Origin of the sequence: Lachnoclostridium phytofermentans (genome assembly GCF_000733755.1) — a bacterium.
Classification (GTDB): Bacteria; Bacillota; Clostridia; order Lachnospirales; family Lachnospiraceae; genus Lachnoclostridium; species Lachnoclostridium phytofermentans_A.
Map to the genome: position 1 here is coordinate 1,737,732 of NZ_JPOF01000003.1, position 20,739 is coordinate 1,758,470.

Sequence of the window (20,739 nt, forward strand, 5' to 3'; positions counted from 1 at the left end):
GTATACGAATGGCACGTGAGAACGAAATCACAAAAAAAAGACTTAGTAAAGCTGAAAAAGAGAGAATTTCTGCGATACTTGCTTTGTTAGATGAGCATTATTCTACGGAATACAAATGTTATTTAAATCACGAAACACCATGGCAGCTGTTAATTGCTACAATGCTTAGTGCGCAGTGTACGGATGAGCGTGTCAATATCGTAACAAAGGACTTATTTGTAAAATATAAGAGCGTCGAAGATTTTGCTAATGCTGATCTTAGAGAACTAGAGAAGGATATTCATTCCACTGGATTTTACCGTAATAAGGCAAAGAATATTATTTCCTGTTGTGAGACTCTACTTAGAGAATACCATGGAGAAGTACCAAATGACATCGATGCGTTAACAAATTTAGCAGGTGTTGGAAGAAAAACAGCAAATGTAATTCGGGGGAATATCTTTCATGAACCAAGCATTGTAGTGGATACACATGTAAAACGTATCTCAAAAAAACTTGGATTTACCAAGGAAGAAGATCCTGAAAAGATAGAATATGACTTGATGAAAATCTTGCCAAAAGAGCATTGGATTCTTTATAACATACAAATTATTACGCATGGAAGAGGGCTTTGTACCGCTAGAAACCCGCAGTGTGACCGATGCTTTTTGTCTCATTTGTGTAAAGAGAATTTAAAGAATAATAAAGTAGTGAAAAAGAACTAAGTGTGCTGCTATGATTTCAATGTAAAAACTACCTCATTAAGGTGCGATAAAGTGTCATCGCCCATAAGATTTCTAATAGCTAAAGGGAAGAGGGGAAGGTTCGGATGAATTTCTTAGCCATAGATATAGAAACAACCGGACTTAGTCCGGAAAAAGATCGTATTATAGAAGTCGCTGCTATCCGCTATGTAGATGATAAGCCAAGGGAGCAGTTTGAGCAGTTGATCAATCCAGGATGTCCATTGCCAGAAAGAATCACGGGATTAACTGGTATCACGGACGCGATGCTTAAGAACGCAAGGACAGAGAGGGAAGTAATCGAAGAATTTCTTTCTTTCGCGGGAGAGGATGTTCTCCTGGGACATAATGTATCTTTTGACTATAGTTTTATTAAAACAGCTGCAGAAAGATTGAAGATCGGTTTTGAACGACAGGGAATTGATACCCTATATTTATCCAGAACATTAAAATCAGATCTAGAAAGAAAGAATCTGGAAGCGATGTGTGAGCATTATCAAATCGTAAGAGAATGCAGCCACAGAGCATTAGAAGATGCAATTGCGGCTGCAACCTTATATCAGAAACTATATGAAGAATTTAAAGATAATTTTAAATCAACATTTCTGCCGGTTTCGTTAAAATACAAGGGAAAGAAACAGGAGCCCATGACAGAGAAACAAAAAAAGTACTTGCTTGATTTGGTTAACTATCATAAAATAGAGGTGCCGTCAGGGCTTTTAGATTTCAGCAAAAGTATGGCATCAAGATTTATCGATAAAACTATTTTACAATATGGAAGGATGAAAAATTAAGCCTCTTCTTTTCCGTACATCTCATAAAGTTGATCTAAGATAGAATCTTTTAAGATTGTTTGTAAGCTTTTTGCACGGGCAATGAGGGATGAGATTTCTTCCTTTTTATCTAACTCCAGATAAAGTCTTGCAAGTAAAATGTAAGAACTACTAATGTCACTCCCAATAGAGAGTGCAAATTCTAACACCACCAATGCCTGTTGTTTTTCGTTTTTATCATATAACAGGGTTGCCCATTTGTTTAAGAGGCGGATGAGGGTGGTAAAGTTTTGATCATAGGAACTTAAGAGATTAAGATTTGCAGTTCCGTATTCAAGTTTTAAGTCGGTATTGGTAATATGAGACAGATTGACAATTTTTTGTTCGCGTAGCTCATGCAACTGTTTTTGTATATGAGCTAGTTCGGGATCGCTGGTTTCCTTTATTGGTAGGGAGTCATAAGGAATCGTGATATAAGGTAAATTAGATAAATCCTTTTTTCGAACTAAGTTGGACTGATTTTCTTTGTCCCAGAAAGACTTGGATTCTCTTTTATGTTCTCTTTCAGATTTTGTTTTATGATAAGCAATCCAAGCTCCAAGTATAAGAATGATACCGAGTATAATAGGCATAGTGTTATTCCTTTCTTATGTTTAATTTATTTGGAAAAGAGGTGTAGGTATGTTTCGTAATAAAAAGTCGCAGCGAATCATGGCGGTTGTAATTGTAGTAGTACTCGTTTTAGCAATGGTGGTACCAACAATCTTAAGCATCTTCTCATAGAAGGTGCGTATTTTCGTATTGTCAAACCGATTTACTTAAATATGTAATACAGTTACGCATTTTAAAACCGATTTATAATAGTATATACTTAAGAAAAATATACATAAATATATTCCAAATGTCAAACAATAGAACATAAGAGTTATTGATGGAGGCAGCCATGAAAATGAAACAAAATGTCCTTATGTTCGTATTACTATGTTTGACGGTAATTATTTGTGTAGGTTGTAATAATGAAGCCCCACCAAAGGAACAAGATCATACTTTGGATGGGGCTTTACTTAATGAAGCGTCTACCATTACGCCAAATACAGAAACGGTTACACCGACCACCAGTTTTGATTCGGAGGAAGGCAAAGAAACAATTACGGAAAATACAACTCCAATAAAGCCAGGAGATGTAGAAATCGATGCAGATGCGATTTTGGGGCAGTATACGACCTACTTTTACAATTCAGCAAAGGCGAGAAAAAATAATATCGTAAATGCTGCTAAAAAACTAAATCTAAAAGTTGTAAACCCTGGTGAGGTATTTTCAACTGTTGGGGCTATTTCCCCGATTACAAAGGAAAATGGATATGAGGATGCAGGTACTTATCAAGATGGAAGAGTTGTCAATGCAATTGGTGGAGGAGTTTGCCAGGTGTCTTCCACGCTATATAATGCCGTGCTTGGAGCCGAATTAAGAATTACAGAACGGCATCCTCACTCGATGACGGTAAGCTATGTAGAACTTGGCAGAGATGCAGCCATTGCTGGGGATTATATGGACTTTTGCTTTCAGAATACCTTGGAAACACCGATTGTAATTGAAGCAATCGTTGACCCCTCCGGCAGACTAACCGTGCGTATCCGTGGGATGGAAACGAGAGATAAAAATAATCGAAAGGTTTCCTATGAGTCTATTATTCTTGAGACAATTGAGCCAGGGCCTGCAGTTGTTACTTATGATAAAAATCAACCCAAAAACTATGTGAAAGTGACTCAGTCTGCCCATAATGGTTATAAAGTTGAATTATATCGCTTAATCCACTATCAAGGAGAGCTTATCGATCGCATTTTATTAAGTACAAGCACATATGAAGCGTCTCCTCAATATCTAATCATAGGGATAAAATAGTTTGCATCAGAAATTTTCCAAGTATTTATTGAAAGTAATTCTTGGATGTTGTATAATAGCGCTTAATCCTACTGTCTTTCATAAGCAGCTAGCAAATTGCTTATTGGAAAGTACGTGATTAGAATGGAGAAAGATATGAAAACGGGAAAGATAAGTGAAGTAATTTTAAAACGTTCTGTTTTAAAATTATTAAAAAATAGTGGAACAAAGCAAAAAAATACACCCGTGATTAGTCTGGATGCAGGAAGACTTAAGTTTGATGATAATACTGATTTGCTTTTTGCAACAGCTTCTATGCAAGGAAATCAGCCTGGACTTATAGAATCAGTTTTCCACCGTGCAGTGAATAATATCTATGCAAAAGGTGGAGAGCCGATTGCATTATCTGTAGCTTTAACACTGCGAAGTTATGCAGATGAACAGGAGCTAAAAGGATATAGTAAAGAATTGAATCGATTGAGTACATTGTATTCGATTCCAGTGTTATCTGGAGAAACAATGGTTGGTGCAGCAGTAACACAAAATACTGTAACGATTCATGCAACAGGAAAAGTTAGTAAACAAACAGATACGATGGATAGGCAGGAATCCACAGAAGATTCCATAAAAGAATATCAAATCGTAATGTCTAAATATATTGGATTATCCGCAACCAAGCTTTTAATCGAATCCCAGGAAGAAAAGTTAAAAGAACGCCTGACGGAGAGTTTTTTAGCGGGTGGTAAAAAATTTGGTGAACTCTTATCAATTCAAAAGGAAATGGAAATATCGAAGGATTTTGATATCATTTGTGCCCATGATGTGTCGGAAGGAGGTATCTTTGCAGCACTCTGGGAAGTAGGAGATTCGTTGCAGTGCGGATTGGACATTTCCTTAGATTCTATCTTACTACGGCAGGAAACAATAGAAGTATGTGAAGCTCTTGATCTAAACCCTTATTTGCTATATTCTGGTGGATGTGCTTTGTTTGTAACAAAACAAGGAGAGGCACTGATAGAGGCATTAGCAGAGAAGGGAATTGAAGCTTCTGTGATAGGGAAAACCACGAATACTACAGACCGAATTGTAAGAAAAGAAGATGAAATACGTTATCTTGAACCTTTTAAGGGAGATGAGATATATAAGGGTCTATATGATTAGATCTAGTAGCGAGGGGGAGAATAAACTTCCCTTTGACTTTTAGTAAAGGAGAGGATTAACATGAGAGAGAAGATTTTGAAAGCGATTGACAAGAACAGTAAATTAACTGCCAAAGAACTAGCGGTGATGCTAGGCGCCGAGGAGGCAGCAGTCGCGGCCACGATCAAGGACTTGGAAGCAGAATCCATCATTTGTGGGTATCCTACTCTGATTAACTGGGATAAAACCGAAAGTGAGAAGGTTACTGCTTTGATCGAAGTAAAAGTTACTCCACAAAGAGGGCAAGGCTTTGACCGTATCGCGGAACGTATCTATAAATTTGATGAGGTAAAGTCAGTGTATTTAATGTCTGGCGGTTTCGATCTTACTGTCATTATTGATGGTAAGAGTATGCGTGAGGTAGCGAACTTTGTATCTAGTAAGCTCGCCCCTATGGAGGCGGTTCTTAGTACAGCTACACACTTTGTATTAAAGAAATATAAAGAGCATGGTATGCCACTAGTGCATGAAATAGAAGATGAAAGGATGCTGATTACACCTTGAGAAATCCATTAAATAATAAAGTCGTAAATATACAACCATCCGGAATACGTAAATTTTTTGACATTGTTAGTGAAATGAAAGATGCTATCTCACTTGGTGTGGGAGAGCCAGATTTTGATACCCCTTGGCACATTCGGGAGGAGGGTATTTATTCGTTAGAGAAGGGTAAGACTTTTTATACCTCAAATTCCGGACTTATTGAACTTAGAAAAGAGATTTGCAATTACTTATATCGCAGATGTAATTTAACCTATGATTACCGTCATGATGTATTAGTTACAGTTGGTGGTAGCGAGGCTATTGATGTTGCTCTACGTGCTATGCTAGATGAAGGAGATGAAGTATTAATTCCACAGCCTTGTTATGTATCCTACTTACCATGTGTACTATTAGCAGATGGGAAACCAGTAATTATTGAGTTAAAGCACGAGAATCAATTCAAATTGACAAAACAAGAATTGTTAGATTCTATCACAGACAAAACCAAGGTTCTTGTATTACCGTTCCCAAATAATCCGACGGGTGCTATTATGACCGAAGAGGAATTAAAGGAAATTGCAGAGGTAGTTATCGAAAAAGATTTGTTTGTTCTATCGGATGAAATCTATTGCGAGCTTACGTATGGTACGAAGCACGTATCCATAGCTAGTTTACCTGGTATGAAAGAAAGAACAATTGTAATCAATGGTTTCTCTAAATCTTATGCAATGACTGGATGGAGATTAGGTTATGCAGCTGGTCCAAGTAACATTATCGAACAGATGACAAAGATCCATCAGTTTGCTATCATGTGTGCACCTACCACAAGTCAGTATGCTGCAGTAGAGGCACTTCGTGCGGGTGATCCGGATGTTCAGATGATGCGCGAGGATTATGATAAACGAAGAAGATATGTAGTAAATGCTTTACGCGAGATGGGGTTAGAATGTTTTGAACCATTTGGTGCATTCTATGTATTTCCTTGTATTAAGAATCTTGGAATGACTAGTGATGAGTTTGCAAATGCTTTACTTCAGGAGGAAAAGGTAGCTGTTGTACCTGGTACAGCTTTCGGAGAGTGCGGAGAAGGTTTCCTTCGTATTTCCTATGCTTATTCCATAGAGAATTTAAAAGAAGCATTAGGAAGAATGGATAGATTTGTAAAAAAACACAGTTAATGTGAAAATAAGTTGATAATATATTCCAAAATGTGATAGAATAGAAGGAAGAACGGAACATTCTAGAGAATAAGCTCACATAACTTACCACGTCTTCCTTCGGATTTAGTGTTAAGTCTATGTGATTTGCTTATTTTTTGACTGTTACCAAAAGGATAGCATCAAGCGTATTTCTACTGTATGGATAAAACGTGTTGATACATAGGAGGGAAAATGGCGGTAATAAGCGCAGACTATATAAATCCTTTTTTAATAGCGGCAACTAAAGTACTGAAAGACATGGTAATGATTGATGCCAAAGTAGGTAAGCCATACACAAAAGAAGCAGTAATTGCAGATAAGGCATTACTTATCATGCTTGGAGTAACTGGGGAGATGAGTGGTCAGGTTATCTTAAGTTTTGAAGATAGAGTAGCACTCGATATTGCATCAAAGATGTGTATGATGAGCTTAACCGAACTTGATGATTTGTCTAAGAGTGCAATTTGTGAGCTATGCAACATGATTTTAGGTAATACAGCAACTGTATTTTCTACAAAGGGTATTGAAGTAGATATTACACCTCCTACAATGTGTACAGGAACTGTGAAGTTTACAAACAATTTTGCTGCAAATATCTGTATTCCACTCATTTATGAGAATGGTAATACAATTGAAATTAACGTTGCGATCAAAGGTAACTAAGGAAAACTTTGAAAGTATAAGTTTTTTATAATTTTGTACTAATGTATATTAGATACAAAATAAGAAGGTGTGAAACGCAAAGAAAAGGATATAACAACTCGGGTGCTACCTTAATGGAAGCACCCGTAAATGTTTTTTGAAAGGATAACACTATGAATATTGTATTATTTGAGCCAGAAATTCCTGCGAATACAGGAAATATAGGTAGAACTTGTGTTGCGACTGGAACAAAGCTCCACTTAATAGAGCCACTTGGATTTCGCTTAGATGAAAAAGAAATTAAGCGTGCGGGTCTTGATTACTGGAAGGATTTAGATGTTACTGTATATGAAAACTATGAAGATTTTATAAAAAGAAATCCAAATGCAAAAATTTATATGGCAACTACAAAAGCAAGACACGTCTATACAGAAGTTTCTTACGAACCAGACTGCTTTATTATGTTTGGTAAGGAAAGTGCAGGAATACCAGAAGAAATCTTACTAGAGAATAAAGATACCTCCATCCGCATCCCAATGATTGGAGAAATCCGTTCTTTAAATCTTTCTAATTCTGTTGCAATTGTATTATATGAGGCATTAAGACAGCAAAACTTTGACCATATGCGTCTACTCGGTAACTTACATCATCATTCTTGGGAGGAAGCAAAGTAAGTTACGGAAATAGGTAATGTTTTGTTTGAGGAGAGAATTAGTTCTACAAAAGAATGCTGATAATGGTGAATGGCAAATGGCTCAGTAAGTAGGATATGCAAGAGGGAATATAAAAAAGTAGTCCTTTAGAATACTGAAATTTTTATTAGAAAATAGGATACGATAAGGGAAGGAATATAAAGCTATAAAGTACTAGCTTTATATTCCTTCCTTTATCGTATCCTTTGTTTTATTATAGAAAGGGAAAGTACGTGCTTTTTTATTATTAGGAATGACCAAATTGTAAGAAGGAAGAGCTTTAAATTATCAGATACTTAAATAATCAAATAGCAATAGAGTTGTTTTACTTTTTCCAAAAACTATAGTAAAATAAGAGTACCTATTTCGTTGTGTACTTCAAATGAATTTGAAGCATTGATCAGTGGCAATGAGGGGGATTAACAATTTGTACCAACTTATCACTGGTGCAAACCTTTGGGAGCTAGGTTGAAAAGCAAAAGGAAGTTTTTCAACATATAATTTGTTTGTGCTAAAGCACACAGATGGGAGTTATTATGAACGAAAAAGCGTTACGTACATTAGAATATCATAAAATAATAGAAAAACTAAGCGCTCTTGCAGGTTCGTCTCTTGGGCGTGAAAAGTGTCATCAGCTATTGCCTCTTACGAAGCTAGAAGATATTGTTCAGATGCAACAAGAGACAACAGATGCATTAACAAGACTGTATGCAAAAGGTACACTCTCTTTCTCTGGAATACCAGATATCAGAGATACTTTGATAAGGTTAGAGATTGGTGCATCTTTGGGAGCAGGTGAGTTATTAAAAATCAGCTCTATTTTAACAGCAACTCTAAGAGCTAAAAATTACGGATATAATCAAAAAAACAACGAGGAAGCGGAGGAAGTAGCTCAGGATACCTTATCTGAGCGTTTCCGATTATTAGAACCGTTATCTCCAATCAATAATGAAATCAGACGTTGTATTATCTCGGAAGAAGAAATTGCAGATGATGCAAGCCCAGGATTAAAGAGTGTAAGAAGGCAGATAAAATTAACGAACGATAAGATTCATGAACAGCTTGGAAGTATCTTAAATTCTGCCTCTACTAAGGGAATGCTTCAGGATGCTATTATTACGATGAGAAACGGTAGATATTGCCTTCCAATTAAGCAGGAATATAAGAATACTTTTCAAGGGATGATGCATGACCAGTCTTCTACTGGTTCCACTGCTTTTATTGAACCGATGGCGATTGTTAAGTTAAACAATGAACTTGCAGAGCTTGCAATAAGAGAGCAGGAAGAGATTGAGAAGATACTTGCCGAACTAAGTAATCTGGTGGCCACAGAGAAATATAATCTGAAGTATAATCAAACTACGCTTGCAGAACTTGATTTTATCTTTGCGCGTGCACAGCTGTCAAAGAATATGAAAGCAAGTCAGCCACATTTTAATACTCGGCACTATATTAATATTAAAAAGGGACGACACCCACTGATTGATCCAAAGAAGGTTGTTCCGATTGATATCTACCTTGGTGATAAATTTGATTTATTAGTGATCACAGGACCAAATACTGGTGGTAAAACCGTATCGTTAAAAACAGTCGGCTTGTTTACGTTAATGGGTCAGGCAGGGTTACACATTCCAGCATTTGACGGATCTGAATTATCAATTTTTGAGGAAGTATATGCAGACATTGGCGATGAGCAGAGCATTGAGCAAAGCTTAAGTACCTTCTCTTCTCATATGACCAATACCGTGTCTATTTTAGAACGTGCGAATGAGAATTCCTTGGTACTATTTGATGAGCTTGGTGCTGGTACAGATCCAACAGAGGGGGCAGCTCTTGCGATGGCAATTCTTAGTTACCTGCATCAAAGAAAGATTCGTACTATGGCAACCACTCATTACAGCGAATTAAAAATATTTGCTCTCTCAACGGAGGGAGTTTCCAATGCATGTTGTGAGTTTAGTATAGAAACCTTGCAGCCTACGTATCGTTTATTGATTGGTATACCAGGTAAAAGTAATGCATTTGCGATATCCTCTAAACTTGGATTATCTGATTATATTATTGAAAAAGCAAGAGAATTCATCGGCACAAAAGATGAAAGCTTTGAAGATGTGATTAGCAATTTAGAGGCTAGTCGTATTGCGATGGAGAAGGATAAAGCAGAGGCAGAGCGTTATAAAAAAGAAGTGGAAGATCTAAAACGAAAACTAACGGAGAAGAATTCAAAGATTGATGCTGCAAAAGATCGAATCCTAAGAGAAGCCAATGAAAAGGCTAGAACGATTCTACAAGAAGCAAAAGATTATGCAGATGAGACGATTCGTAAGTATAATAAATGGAGCGCTGGTGGAGCCAATAACAAAGAAATGGAAAATGAACGAGCAGCTTTACGTGAAAAGCTTGGAGATACGAATTCTAGTCTAGCATCTAAGACAAAGAAGAATCGCAAACAACATAAGCCTTCCGACTTTAAGGTTGGTGATTCCGTCCATGTTATTAGCTTAAACTTAAAGGGCTCTGTAAGTACTCTTCCGAATGCAAAGGGAGACTTATATGTGCAAATGGGTATATTGCGCTCTCTTGTAAATATTTCGGACTTAGAGTTAATCGAGGAAGAGACTATAGTTGTTAAAGAGTCGACCAAGACCCAAAGCGGCAAGATTCGTATGAGTAAATCGATGTCCATTAGCCCGGAGATAAATATTATTGGAAAACGTGTGGATGAAGCGCTTCCAATCGTTGATAAATATCTGGATGATGCATATCTTGCGCACCTGCCACAGATAACCATTATTCATGGTAGAGGAACAGGTGCTTTAAAAGAAGCAGTTCATGCACATTTAAAGAGAACTAATTACGTGAAAAGCTACCGAGTTGGTGGCTTTGGTGAAGGTGACCATGGGGTTACCATTGTAGAGTTTAAATAGTCTGGGAGGAGGTAAGTATGGCAACAAAGCAAAAAATCTTAATTGTAGATGACGATGCTAATATCGCAGAGTTAATCTCATTGTATTTGATAAAGGAATGCTTTGATACCAAAATCGTCTATGACGGGGAAGAGGCGATTACGCAGTATCGGGAATATCAGCCTAATTTAATACTCTTGGATCTGATGTTACCGGGTATTGATGGATATGAAGTTTGCAGGGAAGTTAGAAAAACCAGCGCAGTGCCTATTATTATGCTCTCGGCAAAGGGTGAGATCTTTGATAAGGTCTTAGGACTTGAACTTGGTGCAGATGATTACATGATTAAGCCTTTTGATACCAAGGAGTTAGTAGCCAGAGTAAAAGCTGTGCTTCGTCGTGCGGTACCAGCGCAGTCAGCAACAGAGCAGGTTACTGCGCTGGAACAGGGGGATTTTGTTTCTTATCCTGATCTTGTAATAAATCAATCGAATTATTCGGTAACATACTTTGGAGATTCCATAGAGATGCCACCAAAAGAATTAGAGTTGTTTTATTTTCTTGCTTCTCACCCTAATCAAGTTTTCACAAGAGAACAGTTACTAGATCACATCTGGGGATATGAATACATTGGAGATACAAGAACAGTGGATGTTCACATCAAGCGTTTACGCGAGAAGATCAAGGATCATATTTCATGGAGACTCTCCACTGTATGGGGAATTGGATATAAATTTGAAGTGAAAAAAAACTAGACATTAACGTTGGTGAAGGGCGTTAAAGCGCCAGAATAGAGGATGCTATGAAGAGAACAGCATTTGTAAAACTAATTCTATGCTATTGCTTTTCTGCAATTTCAATGTTTTTGCTTCTCAATACCGTTGGGGTTAAATTTATGGAGCAGAAGCTGATTGATCGAAAAAAGGATGAGTTATATGATGAGGCAACAATCATTGCGTCTGATTATGCTACAGCGTACTATTCCTTAAAGTTATCTCATTCTGAGATGGTGGAACAGCTGCGGGCAATTGATAATTTTCTTGGTACTCGTATTTGGATTGTCAGCAAAGACGGTCTTGTAGTAGCAGATACACGAAGTAATGCAAAAGGGATGAATATTACAAATCTGGATGCTAATTTTTTGGAACAGACATTTTCTGAGAACGTATATTTTAAGGGGATATTTGCAGAACCTATGCTTAGTGTAGTTGTTCGTATTCCTTACAACTATTCTATTAAAGGGTATGTTTGTATCCATATCCCGATGGATAGTATCCGTAGTGAAAGTATTTATTATATCGACTTTGTTAATATCTGTTATCTAGTATTTTTAATAATACTATTAATAATTTTTTTCATTATTTACTATATTACAGTATTCCCGGTACGTCGTATTACAAAGGTCTGTAGTGAATATGCAAAAGGAAACTTTGATGAATCAATGGAGATACGGACGAATGACGAGTACAGGGATTTAGCAAATAGCGTCAAATACATGGCAGACGAGCTTAAGAATTTGGATGATTATCAGAAGAAGTTTGTAGCTAATATTTCTCATGATTTTCGTTCTCCTCTTACTTCAATCAGAGGGTATGCGGAAGCAATGAGAGATGGAACAATACCATACGAAATGCAAAATAAATATCTTGATATTATTTTATTTGAAACGGAACGTTTAACAAAGCTTACAACGAACCTATTAGCGTTAAATAGCTTTGATAATAAAGGGACTTTACTCGATATTTCTTCCTTTGATATCAATTCTGTCATACGTAAAACAGCGGCTACCTTTGAAGGACAATGTACAAAGAAGCGTATTATACTTAATCTTCTATTTTCTGCAAAGGAAACTTTTGTCGATGCGGATATCGATAAGATTCAACAGGTCCTTTATAACTTGATTGATAATGCGATTAAGTTTAGTAATGTAGATTCTACAATTAAGTTGACGACGGAAGAAAAGGGCTCAAAAGTCTTAATATCAGTGAAGGATCACGGAATAGGAATTCCGAAAGATAGTATTAAAAAGATATGGGAACGTTTTTATAAGACAGATTCCTCAAGAGGAAAAGACAAGAAAGGAACTGGACTCGGACTATCGATTGCAAGAGAAATTATTATTTCGCATAACGAAAATATTAATGTAGTTAGCACAGAGGGTGTTGGTACGGAATTTATTTTTTCTCTTCAAAGAACTGATTATTAGTTTTATAGAAGACAAGGGTAAGACCTTGATCTGACGATAAAGACGATTGGAAAGTCGCTTGCTTGGTAATAATGTCAAAATACAGTGAAATACCCAGAAATCATAGTTTTATTGTTTACAGATTCTTCATAGTTAGTTCATAAGTCTGTGCTAGAATGATAAGACGGGCACAATTGATACTTATGTATGCGTAAGGAGATCACATATGGAAACAAAGACACCTGAACCTGAGAAAGAGTATCGCTTTATTCAGGAGAAAGTAGTACCGAGGAGAAAGCACAAGATAAAGAAAATGGCATATGCCTCAATCTTTGCTGTGGTTCTCGCAATTATTTTTGGATTGGTGGCAAGATATGTATTCATAATATCCGATCAGTTTTGGATTAAGGTGCTTGGAATTGATACGACAGAAAGGGAGCATATTACTTTCCCATCGGAGGGGCCAGAGGATCATACTGGTGCCAATAATACAGGAGGGAATGTTACAGTAACACCGAGTATCAGTACAACACCAGAACCGACTGCAGCTGTAACTCAAACTCCAGATAAGGAAAACGGAGAAGATGTGACGGTTGTTGAGAAAAAAATAGAAGCAACCATAGAAGATTATGAACGTATGCTATTTGAATTAAAGAAGGTTGCTAATACAGCTACGAGTGGATTGGCTGTAGTAACAGCTATAGAAAATCGAGTGGATTGGTTTGATGAAACTTATGAAACCAAACGTACTACTACTGGTATTATTATTGGTGAAAATAATGCAGAGCTACTAGTCTTAACAAATTTAGATAAGATTAATGGTGCCAGTGATTTAGAGGTAACGTTTAATGCCGGGTTTACCGTTTCTGGTAAACTATGGTCTTATGATAAAGATTATAACTTAGCAGTAGTTGCAGTTAAATTAAATGAGATCACTCCACAGCAATTGACAACAATTAAGACTGCAGAGCTTGGAGAGTCGTATTCCATTACTCTTGGTGCACCGGTGATTGCACTTGGTAAACCAAATGGATATAGTGGATCGATGATGATTGGAATGATCTGCAGTAGAGGTGGTTATTATTATATTATGGACAATCGTCTTGATATATTTCATACCGATTTGAATATAAATAGTAACAGTGATGGAGTAATTATCAATACAGAAGGTCAGATTATTGGTATCATGACCCAAACAATGAAGGATGAATCAAATCCAGATGTCAGTACAGTGATTGGAATCTCCAGGTTAAAACCAATCATTGAGAAACTGGCCAATAAAACGGAACGAATTTATTTCGGCATTATTGGTGAAGATATTCCGCAAGATGTATTACAGTCCTTTCATTTAACAGGTGGAATCTATGTAACAGAAGTACGTGCTGATTCCCCAGCGTTTACTGCAGGAATTAAGCAAGGAGATATTATTACTCAGATTAATGAATTCTCAGTTTCCATGATGTCTAATTTTACGAGTATTTTAAATAACTATAAGCCGAAAGAAAAAGTAACGGTTGTGGTACAGCGAAAAGTTAAGCAAGAACTTTCAGAAAAGAGTATTGAGGTTGTTTTGGATATAAAAGAATAATTACGTTTTAGATTAAAACCGCTCATGTAATTGCGATAATTAAGCAATCACATGAGCGGTTTTTCATTGTTTTATTCTCCTAAAGCTTGTTTTTGCCTCATTTGTAAAAGTTATTGCATAAAATAATTATTACAGTAATCAGAAACAGATTGCCAAATCGAATGGGGTATCCCCCCTCCAATATCGCAAAAAAATGCTATCCTTAAGCATGAGATAACTCTGGGAAACGCACGTTGAAACGTTCTACTTCAAGTAAATCTTCACCAAGAATAAATAGGGTACTATCCTCCTCCTTGTAAGCGGATACTTCATAGAAAGAGGTGTGAAAAGGAGTGAATCCTAGTTCTATTACCTTAATTGTGTCACGATAGTATAGTGCGATGTCTTTCGGTTCGATAATTTTTGAAGCGATAATTTGGTGAAGAAATAGAGTTTCATCATGAATCGTGGCTACAATGTAGCAATCTAGTTCAGATAAATAGTAGATGTTATCACAATATGGACCTGTTAACCCAAATGCCATGAGACCGAAATTATCCATGGAGAAGGCTTCATTTGGTATACTATGTTTCATCACGTTTAGAAGAGCATTACGGCTCTTATCCTCAGACATATTCACTTTTTGAGGTTTTAAATCTTTATTAAGTTTCTGCTCTGATTTTGAGGAATTTATATGATAACGATAGACAGATTCCTTACTTTTTGTAAATCCAAACTTCGGATAAAAGTCGAGCACGCTGTCATTAGCAAAGAGATAGATTCCATCCACTTTGCTAAGATACTTCTCTAAAATAGATTCCATTAGTTTACGGCTAAGACCTTGGTTGCGATAGGAAGGATCCGTCATTACGGTACCGATTTGAAGAAAATTCTTTTTCGTCCCATGGATTGTCATAGCCATGTGATTAGCAGAAATATTAGCTATTACGGAATCACCCTCTATTATGGAATGTGGCTCATATAGTTCACTCCAATACCCGTTGTCGTACCAGTCCTTTAGTTGAAAATGAAATACCTTTTGGGTTAATGCATGAAAGCTACTTCTTAGTACTGCGTCATCTTGATAATTAACCTTATACTCCATACTGACCTCATTTCTGATTTTATCTATGATTATAAACCTGATCTCTTAGATTTTCTGTTCTTAAGGAATATTCAATTTAGTGAAAATCCTATACTGATTTTAACACAAGGAAATAAAAGTGGAAACCTCAAAGGAGGGTTAGAAAAAAGTTTAAGGTGTATCAGATAGCAGAAAAAATAATCTTTTCCCAAATATAGAAGTAAAATCTACAAGAGTTCTAGTATTTCACACTTTATATATTGACTTCAGTGGGGTATAATAGAAAATAAGAGGTTGAAGTAAGAGTTAATTTCAATCGCAGTTGTGTTCTAGAATAGAAAGGCTAGGTAGTAAAATGAGATATTTAAGTGAGTTACGAGACGGAGAGATGTTTAAGGAAACATATCTTTGTAAGCAACTTCAAATTTTAAAAACGAAAGCTGGGAAAAGCTATTATTCTTTATTAGTACAAGATAAAACCGGAATAAAAGACGCTAAGGTATGGGAACTGGGCCCTGGAATTGAACATTTTGATACCATGGATTATATACATATCGAAGGGCAAGTGACAAGTTTTCAAGGCTCCTTACAGCTTAATGTAAAACGTGTTAGAAAATGCCAGGAAGGTGAATATGATCCTGCGAATTATATGCCATCTACCGATAAGAATGTAGAGGATATGTATAAAGAGCTACTAAGATATATAGACAAAATGAAGGAACCACATGTAAAGCAATTAGCACAGAGTTTTTTTGTTGACGATAAGGATTTCGCATTGCGATTTAAGAGACACTCCGCTGCAAAGAGTGTACATCATGGTTTTATGGGTGGGTTACTAGAGCACACGTTAGGAGTGGTACGTTTGTGCGATTATCTAGCAGACAACTATCCAATAATTCAAAGAGACTTATTGTTGGTATCTGCGATGTTCCATGACCTTGGAAAGTTAGAAGAAATCTCTAGCTTCCCAGAGAATGATTATACGGATGAAGGAAATCTTCTGGGTCATATCTTTATCGGAACCGCAAAGTTAAATGAAAGAATGAAAACAATTCCTGGTTTCCCTAAGAAGATGGCAAGTGAAATCATGCATTGTATTTTAGCTCATCATGGTGAACTGGAATATGGCTCACCAAAGAAGCCAGCGCTTATGGAAGCGTTAGCACTTAGCATGGCAGATAATTTGGATGCAAAGCTACAGACGATGAAGGAAATCTTAACAGGAGATGAGGATAAGAATGATTGGCTTGGATTCCAACGCTTATTCGATTCTAATGTAAGAAGATCTTCGGATTATGAATAAATGATATTCTGTATATAGATAGATTAAAAAAAGTTTATTAGAAGATTTGTGCCATCTAAGTTTTTGGCACAAACTTCTTTTGCGTAAAAGCGGATTTAATAAGTTGGGTGTAATAGCAATTCCGATACACTAGAATACTTTATAAATCTCACGTGTAATTGCTATAGAAAGAGAGAGTAAGATATGGAACAGGTTAAAATACCAGGGAAGAATGAAGTCGTGCCAATTAGGATAGAAGACATCGGTGCAGATGGGGAAGGTATCGGAAAAGTAAATGGATTCACTCTGTTTGTAAAGGATGCAGTAGTAGGAGATGAACTTCTTGTTAAGGTAATGAAGACAAAGAAAACCTATGGTTATGGCCGTATCGAGCAAATAATAACCCCGTCTCCTTATCGAGTGACTCCAAGATGTGAAATTGCTTCAAAATGCGGTGGTTGTCAGATTCAACAATTATCCTATGAAGAGCAATTACGCTATAAGCAAAATAAGGTTCTTAATTGTTTAAAAAGAATTGGTGGCATTGACCATCCACCGATGGAGCCTATTGTCGGTATGGAGAATCCATATTCCTATCGTAATAAAGCACAATTTCCAGTTGGGAAGCGTTCTGACGGTGAAATAGTCATCGGATTTTACGCAGGGAGAACTCATACCATTATTGATACGGCAAAATGCCATATTGGTGATGAAAGTACCGAACCTATCATCGCTTGCATTCGAAATTTTTTGAAGCAGGAGAATATCAGCATCTATAACGAAGAAAGTCATCAAGGATTGGTAAGACATATTCTACTTCGAGTTGGATTTACTACCAAAGAACTTATGATTTGCTTGATTATTAATGGCAAAGAGTTACCAGCCAGTGAAAGGTTAGTAAACCAACTTTTAGCGTGCCCGAACCTTCCAAAAAAATTTAAGGTGACGAGTATTTGCCTTAACAAGAATACAAAGAAGACAAATGTTATCTTAGGAGAGGAGATTATCCCACTTTATGGTCCTACCTATATCACAGATTATATCGGTGATATTAAGTATCAAATCTCCCCATTATCCTTTTATCAGGTAAACCCGGTACAGACAAAGAAATTGTATGACCTTGCGCTTGAATATGCTGGACTAACAGGGAATGAGCTTGTCTGGGATTTATACTGTGGAATTGGAACAATTTCTTTATTCTTAGCAAAGAAGGCAAAGATGGTATATGGCGTTGAGATTATTCCGCAAGCCATAGAAGATGCAAAATCCAATGCAAAATTAAATAACATTGCCAATGCAGAGTTTTTTGTAGGTGCAGCAGAAGAGGTGCTTCCAAAGCAATATCAAGTAAGCGGAGGGAAAATCCATGCAGATGTAATTGTTGTTGATCCTCCTAGAAAGGGCTGCGAGGAAAGTTTATTAAAGACTATCGCCACGATGGAGCCTAACAGGATTGTATATGTATCTTGTGACCCGGCAACACTCGCTAGGGATTTAAAGTATCTGATCGAGCATGGGTATGAACTTAAGAAGGTTAGACCGGTGGATCAGTTCCCACATTCGGTTCACGTTGAGACGGTAGTATTGATGTCAAGGGTTGAGAAATAGTGTGTAAAAAGGCTTGAAATAAAGGGATTTCCGAGAGTTGGGGTTAGAACCTCGGCTCTCGGATTTTTCTTTGTGTGCCATAACCAAACATATCCACGATTGTTAAGTTGTAAGGTTGAGTTGACAGGATTGAGATGGGATAGGTTGTGGAGATAGGATTGTTAAAGAAAAATTACATTATAACTTGAAATTAGACTAAAAATAGTTTATAATTAGACTAAAATAAGGCTGAAGGAGATGCTGCTATGGATGAAAAAGATTTAATCTATCTTGATACATATGTATTACAGCAAGATATGCGAATTAGAATGCCAAAGAGTATTTTAGAAAATCTCGATGTAGAAAAAGGAAAAAGTAGATTTAAAGTATACTACGATAAAATAAATTCACAGCTGATTTTGAAAGTTGAAGACAAAGAGGAAACAAAATCAACTCTGAGAAAGGATAAATAGTATGAAAAAACAGATTAATGTGGTTTCACTTTTTTCGGGGATTGGAGGTTTCGAGGAAGGTTTAAAATTAGCAAATATTAATTCTAAAATTGTACTTGCATCAGAAATAGATTCTTTTGCAAAGAAATCGTATATTGCAAATTTTGGAGATGAGAATTTACACGGCGATATTAAACTTGTAGATGAAAAGGACGTGCCAGACCATACATTACTTTTAGCTGGATTTCCGTGTCAATCATTTAGTATTGCAGGAAAAAGAAAAGGTTTTGAAGATATACGAGGGACTCTGTTTTTTGAAGTAGCGAGAATATTATCAGAAAAGAAACCCAAGTACATTTTACTTGAGAATGTAAAAAATTTAATTAGTCATGATGGAACTGCTACTATTAGAACAATTTTAAATACACTGAATGAAATAGGGTATTCTGTAGATTTTACAGTTTTAAATTCATCAGAAGCTGGAGTTCCACAAAACAGAGATAGAACTTATATTTGTGGTATCTATAATGGAAAGACAGAGAAGTATTTACCTGATAATAGGAGTGTCAAGGCCGACAAATTAAAGAAGGAGTTAAATGAAACCGATTTTAAGGGATTTAATTTCTTTGATGGAGTTTCATTTAAGAATAAGCAAAAATGCATTGAGGATATTTTGCAAGAGAATGTCGACGCTACTTTTTTCTTTGACACAGAAAAGATATCAGAATATTTAGATGATGTGGATGTTGATGAGGATATCGTACGACAGACAAAGATTATAAAAATTATAGATTTGCCAAGAGAAGTACACAATGATTTAGAAAGACAAAGAAGAGTTTACTCTGTAAAAGGTATTTCGCCAACAGTTTTAGCGAGGGCTGATTCAACAAAAATACTTGTGACGGATTCTGGCAAAAAGAAAATACGCAAGATTACTCCTGTTGAAAATTTTTATATACAAGGATTTAGCAAAGAGTTTGTTAGCAACATAAGAAATACCGGAATGAGTGCCACTCAGATGTATAAACAATCGGGGAATGCTGTAAGTCCACCTGTTATAGCAGGTATATTAGAAAAAATGTATAAGGAGTATATGGCAAATGATTAAGTTTATAGATTTATTTTGTGGTCTTGGAGGTTTTCGAGTTGCCTTGGAACATTGGGGTTGCGAATGCGTATTTTCCAGTGATATAGATAAATATGCAAGAGAAACATATAAGATGAATTTTGGTGAATATCCAACTGGAGATATTACCCAAATAGATGAAAAAGACATTCCAGACCATGATATTTTATGTGCGGGATTTCCTTGCCAACCTTTTAGCATTGGAGGAAAAAGGCTTGGATTTGAGGACACAAGAGGAACCTTGTTTTTTGATGTGCTTAGAATATTAAAAGAGAAAAGACCACGAGCATTCTTTTTGGAGAATGTAGCAGGGCTTTGTAATCACGATGGTGGGAATACAATAGAAACTATTGTTAATTGCCTTAAGGAAATAGACTATGTGCCAATTTTTAGGGTAATTAATGCAAAGGATGTTGGATACCCACAAAACAGAGCAAGATGGTATTGTGTGGGGTTCGATAAGAAAAAATTCCCACACATAACTGAAGAATTTCAGTTTAAGTTTCCAGAAAATAAACCACTAAAATATACTTTGGATAGCCTTATCGAGGGCAGTGCATCATCTGACTATACTGTTACAAATACCTGTAAGGATAATATTCTCACTCATGTTAAGGCATTTGAGAATAGCACGAGGTTTGATTCTAATCATATTTTGATTGCAAATGAGGTCAGAAAATCAAGGTGCAATTTTAGATGTGATGGAATTTCGCCTTGCTTAACAGCGAAAATGGGAACTGGAGGAAACAATGTTCCGGTTGTTGTTAAAGATATGAGAAAGTTAACTGAAAGAGAGTGTTTAAGGATTATGGGATACCCGGATACTTATCAAATAAAAGAAAACTTTCATCAAAGTTATAAACAAATCGGTAATAGTGTAATAGTACCTATAGTTAAAGATATTTCAGAAGAAATAGTAAAAATACTGAAAGCTGATGAATAGTCAAAAGGGAGAGG

At 36.3% G+C, this 20,739-nt stretch carries 19 protein-coding genes; 17 read left to right on the forward strand and 2 right to left on the reverse strand.

The features are described from left to right. The first annotated feature begins 8 nt into the window (after positions 1-8). The gene (nth, locus tag CC92_RS0113135; RefSeq protein ID WP_029502459.1) at positions 9-704 is read left to right on the forward strand and encodes an endonuclease III; all 696 of its coding nucleotides are present in this window, start codon (positions 9-11) and stop codon (positions 702-704) included. Positions 705-808: 104 nt separating this feature from the next. Continuing rightward, positions 809-1,516 carry a PolC-type DNA polymerase III gene (locus CC92_RS0113140; RefSeq protein WP_029502458.1) on the forward strand — a complete coding sequence of 236 codons (708 nt, stop codon included), beginning with the start codon at positions 809-811 and terminating at the stop codon, positions 1,514-1,516. On the opposite strand, the gene CC92_RS0113145 is transcribed toward CC92_RS0113140, so the two are convergent. Then, a complete protein-coding gene (locus CC92_RS0113145) occupies positions 1,513-2,127 on the reverse strand; it encodes a hypothetical protein (protein WP_029502457.1) in 615 nt (204 codons plus the stop codon). The two genes, CC92_RS0113140 and CC92_RS0113145, sit on opposite strands and share 4 nt — an antisense overlap. A 311-nt stretch (positions 2,128-2,438) precedes the next feature. Between CC92_RS0113145 and CC92_RS0113155 the strand changes: the two genes are divergently transcribed. The 10 genes from CC92_RS0113155 (at position 2,439) to CC92_RS0113200 (ending at position 14,272) form a co-directional block, all read left to right on the forward strand. Beyond that, positions 2,439-3,398: a VanW family protein gene (locus tag CC92_RS0113155; RefSeq protein WP_051650666.1), complete on the forward strand. Its 960-nt coding sequence runs from the start codon at positions 2,439-2,441 to the stop codon at positions 3,396-3,398. Positions 3,399-3,533: 135 nt separating this feature from the next. After that, positions 3,534-4,538 (forward strand): AIR synthase-related protein, encoded by a 1,005-nt coding sequence (locus CC92_RS0113160; protein ID WP_029502455.1) that lies wholly within the window; start codon positions 3,534-3,536, stop codon positions 4,536-4,538. Positions 4,539-4,598: 60 nt separating this feature from the next. Continuing rightward, positions 4,599-5,081 carry an Lrp/AsnC family transcriptional regulator gene (locus tag CC92_RS0113165; RefSeq protein ID WP_029502454.1) on the forward strand — a complete coding sequence of 161 codons (483 nt, stop codon included), beginning with the start codon at positions 4,599-4,601 and terminating at the stop codon, positions 5,079-5,081. Continuing rightward, positions 5,078-6,238, forward strand: a complete 1,161-nt coding sequence (locus tag CC92_RS0113170; RefSeq protein ID WP_029502453.1) for an aminotransferase class I/II-fold pyridoxal phosphate-dependent enzyme — start codon at positions 5,078-5,080, stop codon at positions 6,236-6,238. The genes CC92_RS0113165 and CC92_RS0113170 overlap by 4 nt, the downstream gene beginning before the upstream one ends. A 213-nt stretch (positions 6,239-6,451) precedes the next feature. After that, positions 6,452-6,922, forward strand: a complete 471-nt coding sequence (locus CC92_RS0113175; RefSeq protein WP_029502452.1) for a chemotaxis protein CheX — start codon at positions 6,452-6,454, stop codon at positions 6,920-6,922. A gap of 152 nt (positions 6,923-7,074) precedes the next feature. Then, complete coding sequence (locus CC92_RS0113180; RefSeq protein WP_029502451.1) at positions 7,075-7,575, forward strand: tRNA (cytidine(34)-2'-O)-methyltransferase; 501 nt, start codon at positions 7,075-7,077, stop codon at positions 7,573-7,575. 554 nt (positions 7,576-8,129) lie between these two features. Further along, the gene (locus tag CC92_RS0113185) at positions 8,130-10,520 is read left to right on the forward strand and encodes an endonuclease MutS2 (protein WP_029502450.1); all 2,391 of its coding nucleotides are present in this window, start codon (positions 8,130-8,132) and stop codon (positions 10,518-10,520) included. Positions 10,521-10,537: 17 nt separating this feature from the next. Continuing rightward, positions 10,538-11,254, forward strand: a complete 717-nt coding sequence (locus CC92_RS0113190; protein WP_029502449.1) for a response regulator transcription factor — start codon at positions 10,538-10,540, stop codon at positions 11,252-11,254. A 47-nt stretch (positions 11,255-11,301) separates the two neighbouring features. Beyond that, on the forward strand, positions 11,302-12,705 hold the full coding sequence (locus CC92_RS0113195; protein ID WP_029502448.1) for a HAMP domain-containing sensor histidine kinase: 1,404 nt from the start codon (positions 11,302-11,304) through the stop codon (positions 12,703-12,705). Between the two features lie 205 nt (positions 12,706-12,910). Continuing rightward, positions 12,911-14,272, forward strand: coding sequence for a S1C family serine protease (locus tag CC92_RS0113200; protein WP_029502447.1), 1,362 nt, complete (start codon positions 12,911-12,913; stop codon positions 14,270-14,272). A 202-nt stretch (positions 14,273-14,474) separates the two neighbouring features. Here CC92_RS0113200 and CC92_RS0113205 read toward each other — a convergent pair whose 3' ends face one another. Beyond that, positions 14,475-15,356 (reverse strand): GNAT family N-acetyltransferase, encoded by an 882-nt coding sequence (locus tag CC92_RS0113205; protein ID WP_034218382.1) that lies wholly within the window; start codon positions 15,354-15,356, stop codon positions 14,475-14,477. A 334-nt stretch (positions 15,357-15,690) separates the two neighbouring features. Between CC92_RS0113205 and CC92_RS0113210 the strand changes: the two genes are divergently transcribed. The 5 genes from CC92_RS0113210 (at position 15,691) to dcm (CC92_RS0113230) (ending at position 20,725) form a co-directional block, all read left to right on the forward strand. Further along, complete coding sequence (locus tag CC92_RS0113210) at positions 15,691-16,638, forward strand: 3'-5' exoribonuclease YhaM family protein (RefSeq protein WP_029502445.1); 948 nt, start codon at positions 15,691-15,693, stop codon at positions 16,636-16,638. Positions 16,639-16,821: 183 nt separating this feature from the next. Continuing rightward, entirely contained in the window at positions 16,822-18,225 is a 1,404-nt protein-coding gene (gene rlmD / locus CC92_RS0113215; RefSeq protein ID WP_029502444.1) for a 23S rRNA (uracil(1939)-C(5))-methyltransferase RlmD, read from the forward strand. 245 nt (positions 18,226-18,470) lie between these two features. Continuing rightward, complete coding sequence (locus CC92_RS0113220) at positions 18,471-18,677, forward strand: hypothetical protein (RefSeq protein ID WP_029502443.1); 207 nt, start codon at positions 18,471-18,473, stop codon at positions 18,675-18,677. A gap of 1 nt (position 18,678) precedes the next feature. Next, positions 18,679-19,764 carry a DNA (cytosine-5-)-methyltransferase gene (gene dcm, locus CC92_RS21730; RefSeq protein WP_051650665.1) on the forward strand — a complete coding sequence of 362 codons (1,086 nt, stop codon included), beginning with the start codon at positions 18,679-18,681 and terminating at the stop codon, positions 19,762-19,764. Beyond that, positions 19,757-20,725 (forward strand): DNA (cytosine-5-)-methyltransferase, encoded by a 969-nt coding sequence (gene dcm, locus CC92_RS0113230; RefSeq protein ID WP_029502441.1) that lies wholly within the window; start codon positions 19,757-19,759, stop codon positions 20,723-20,725. Before dcm (CC92_RS21730) ends, dcm (CC92_RS0113230) begins: the two co-directional genes overlap by 8 nt. Positions 20,726-20,739: the final 14 nt, after the last annotated feature.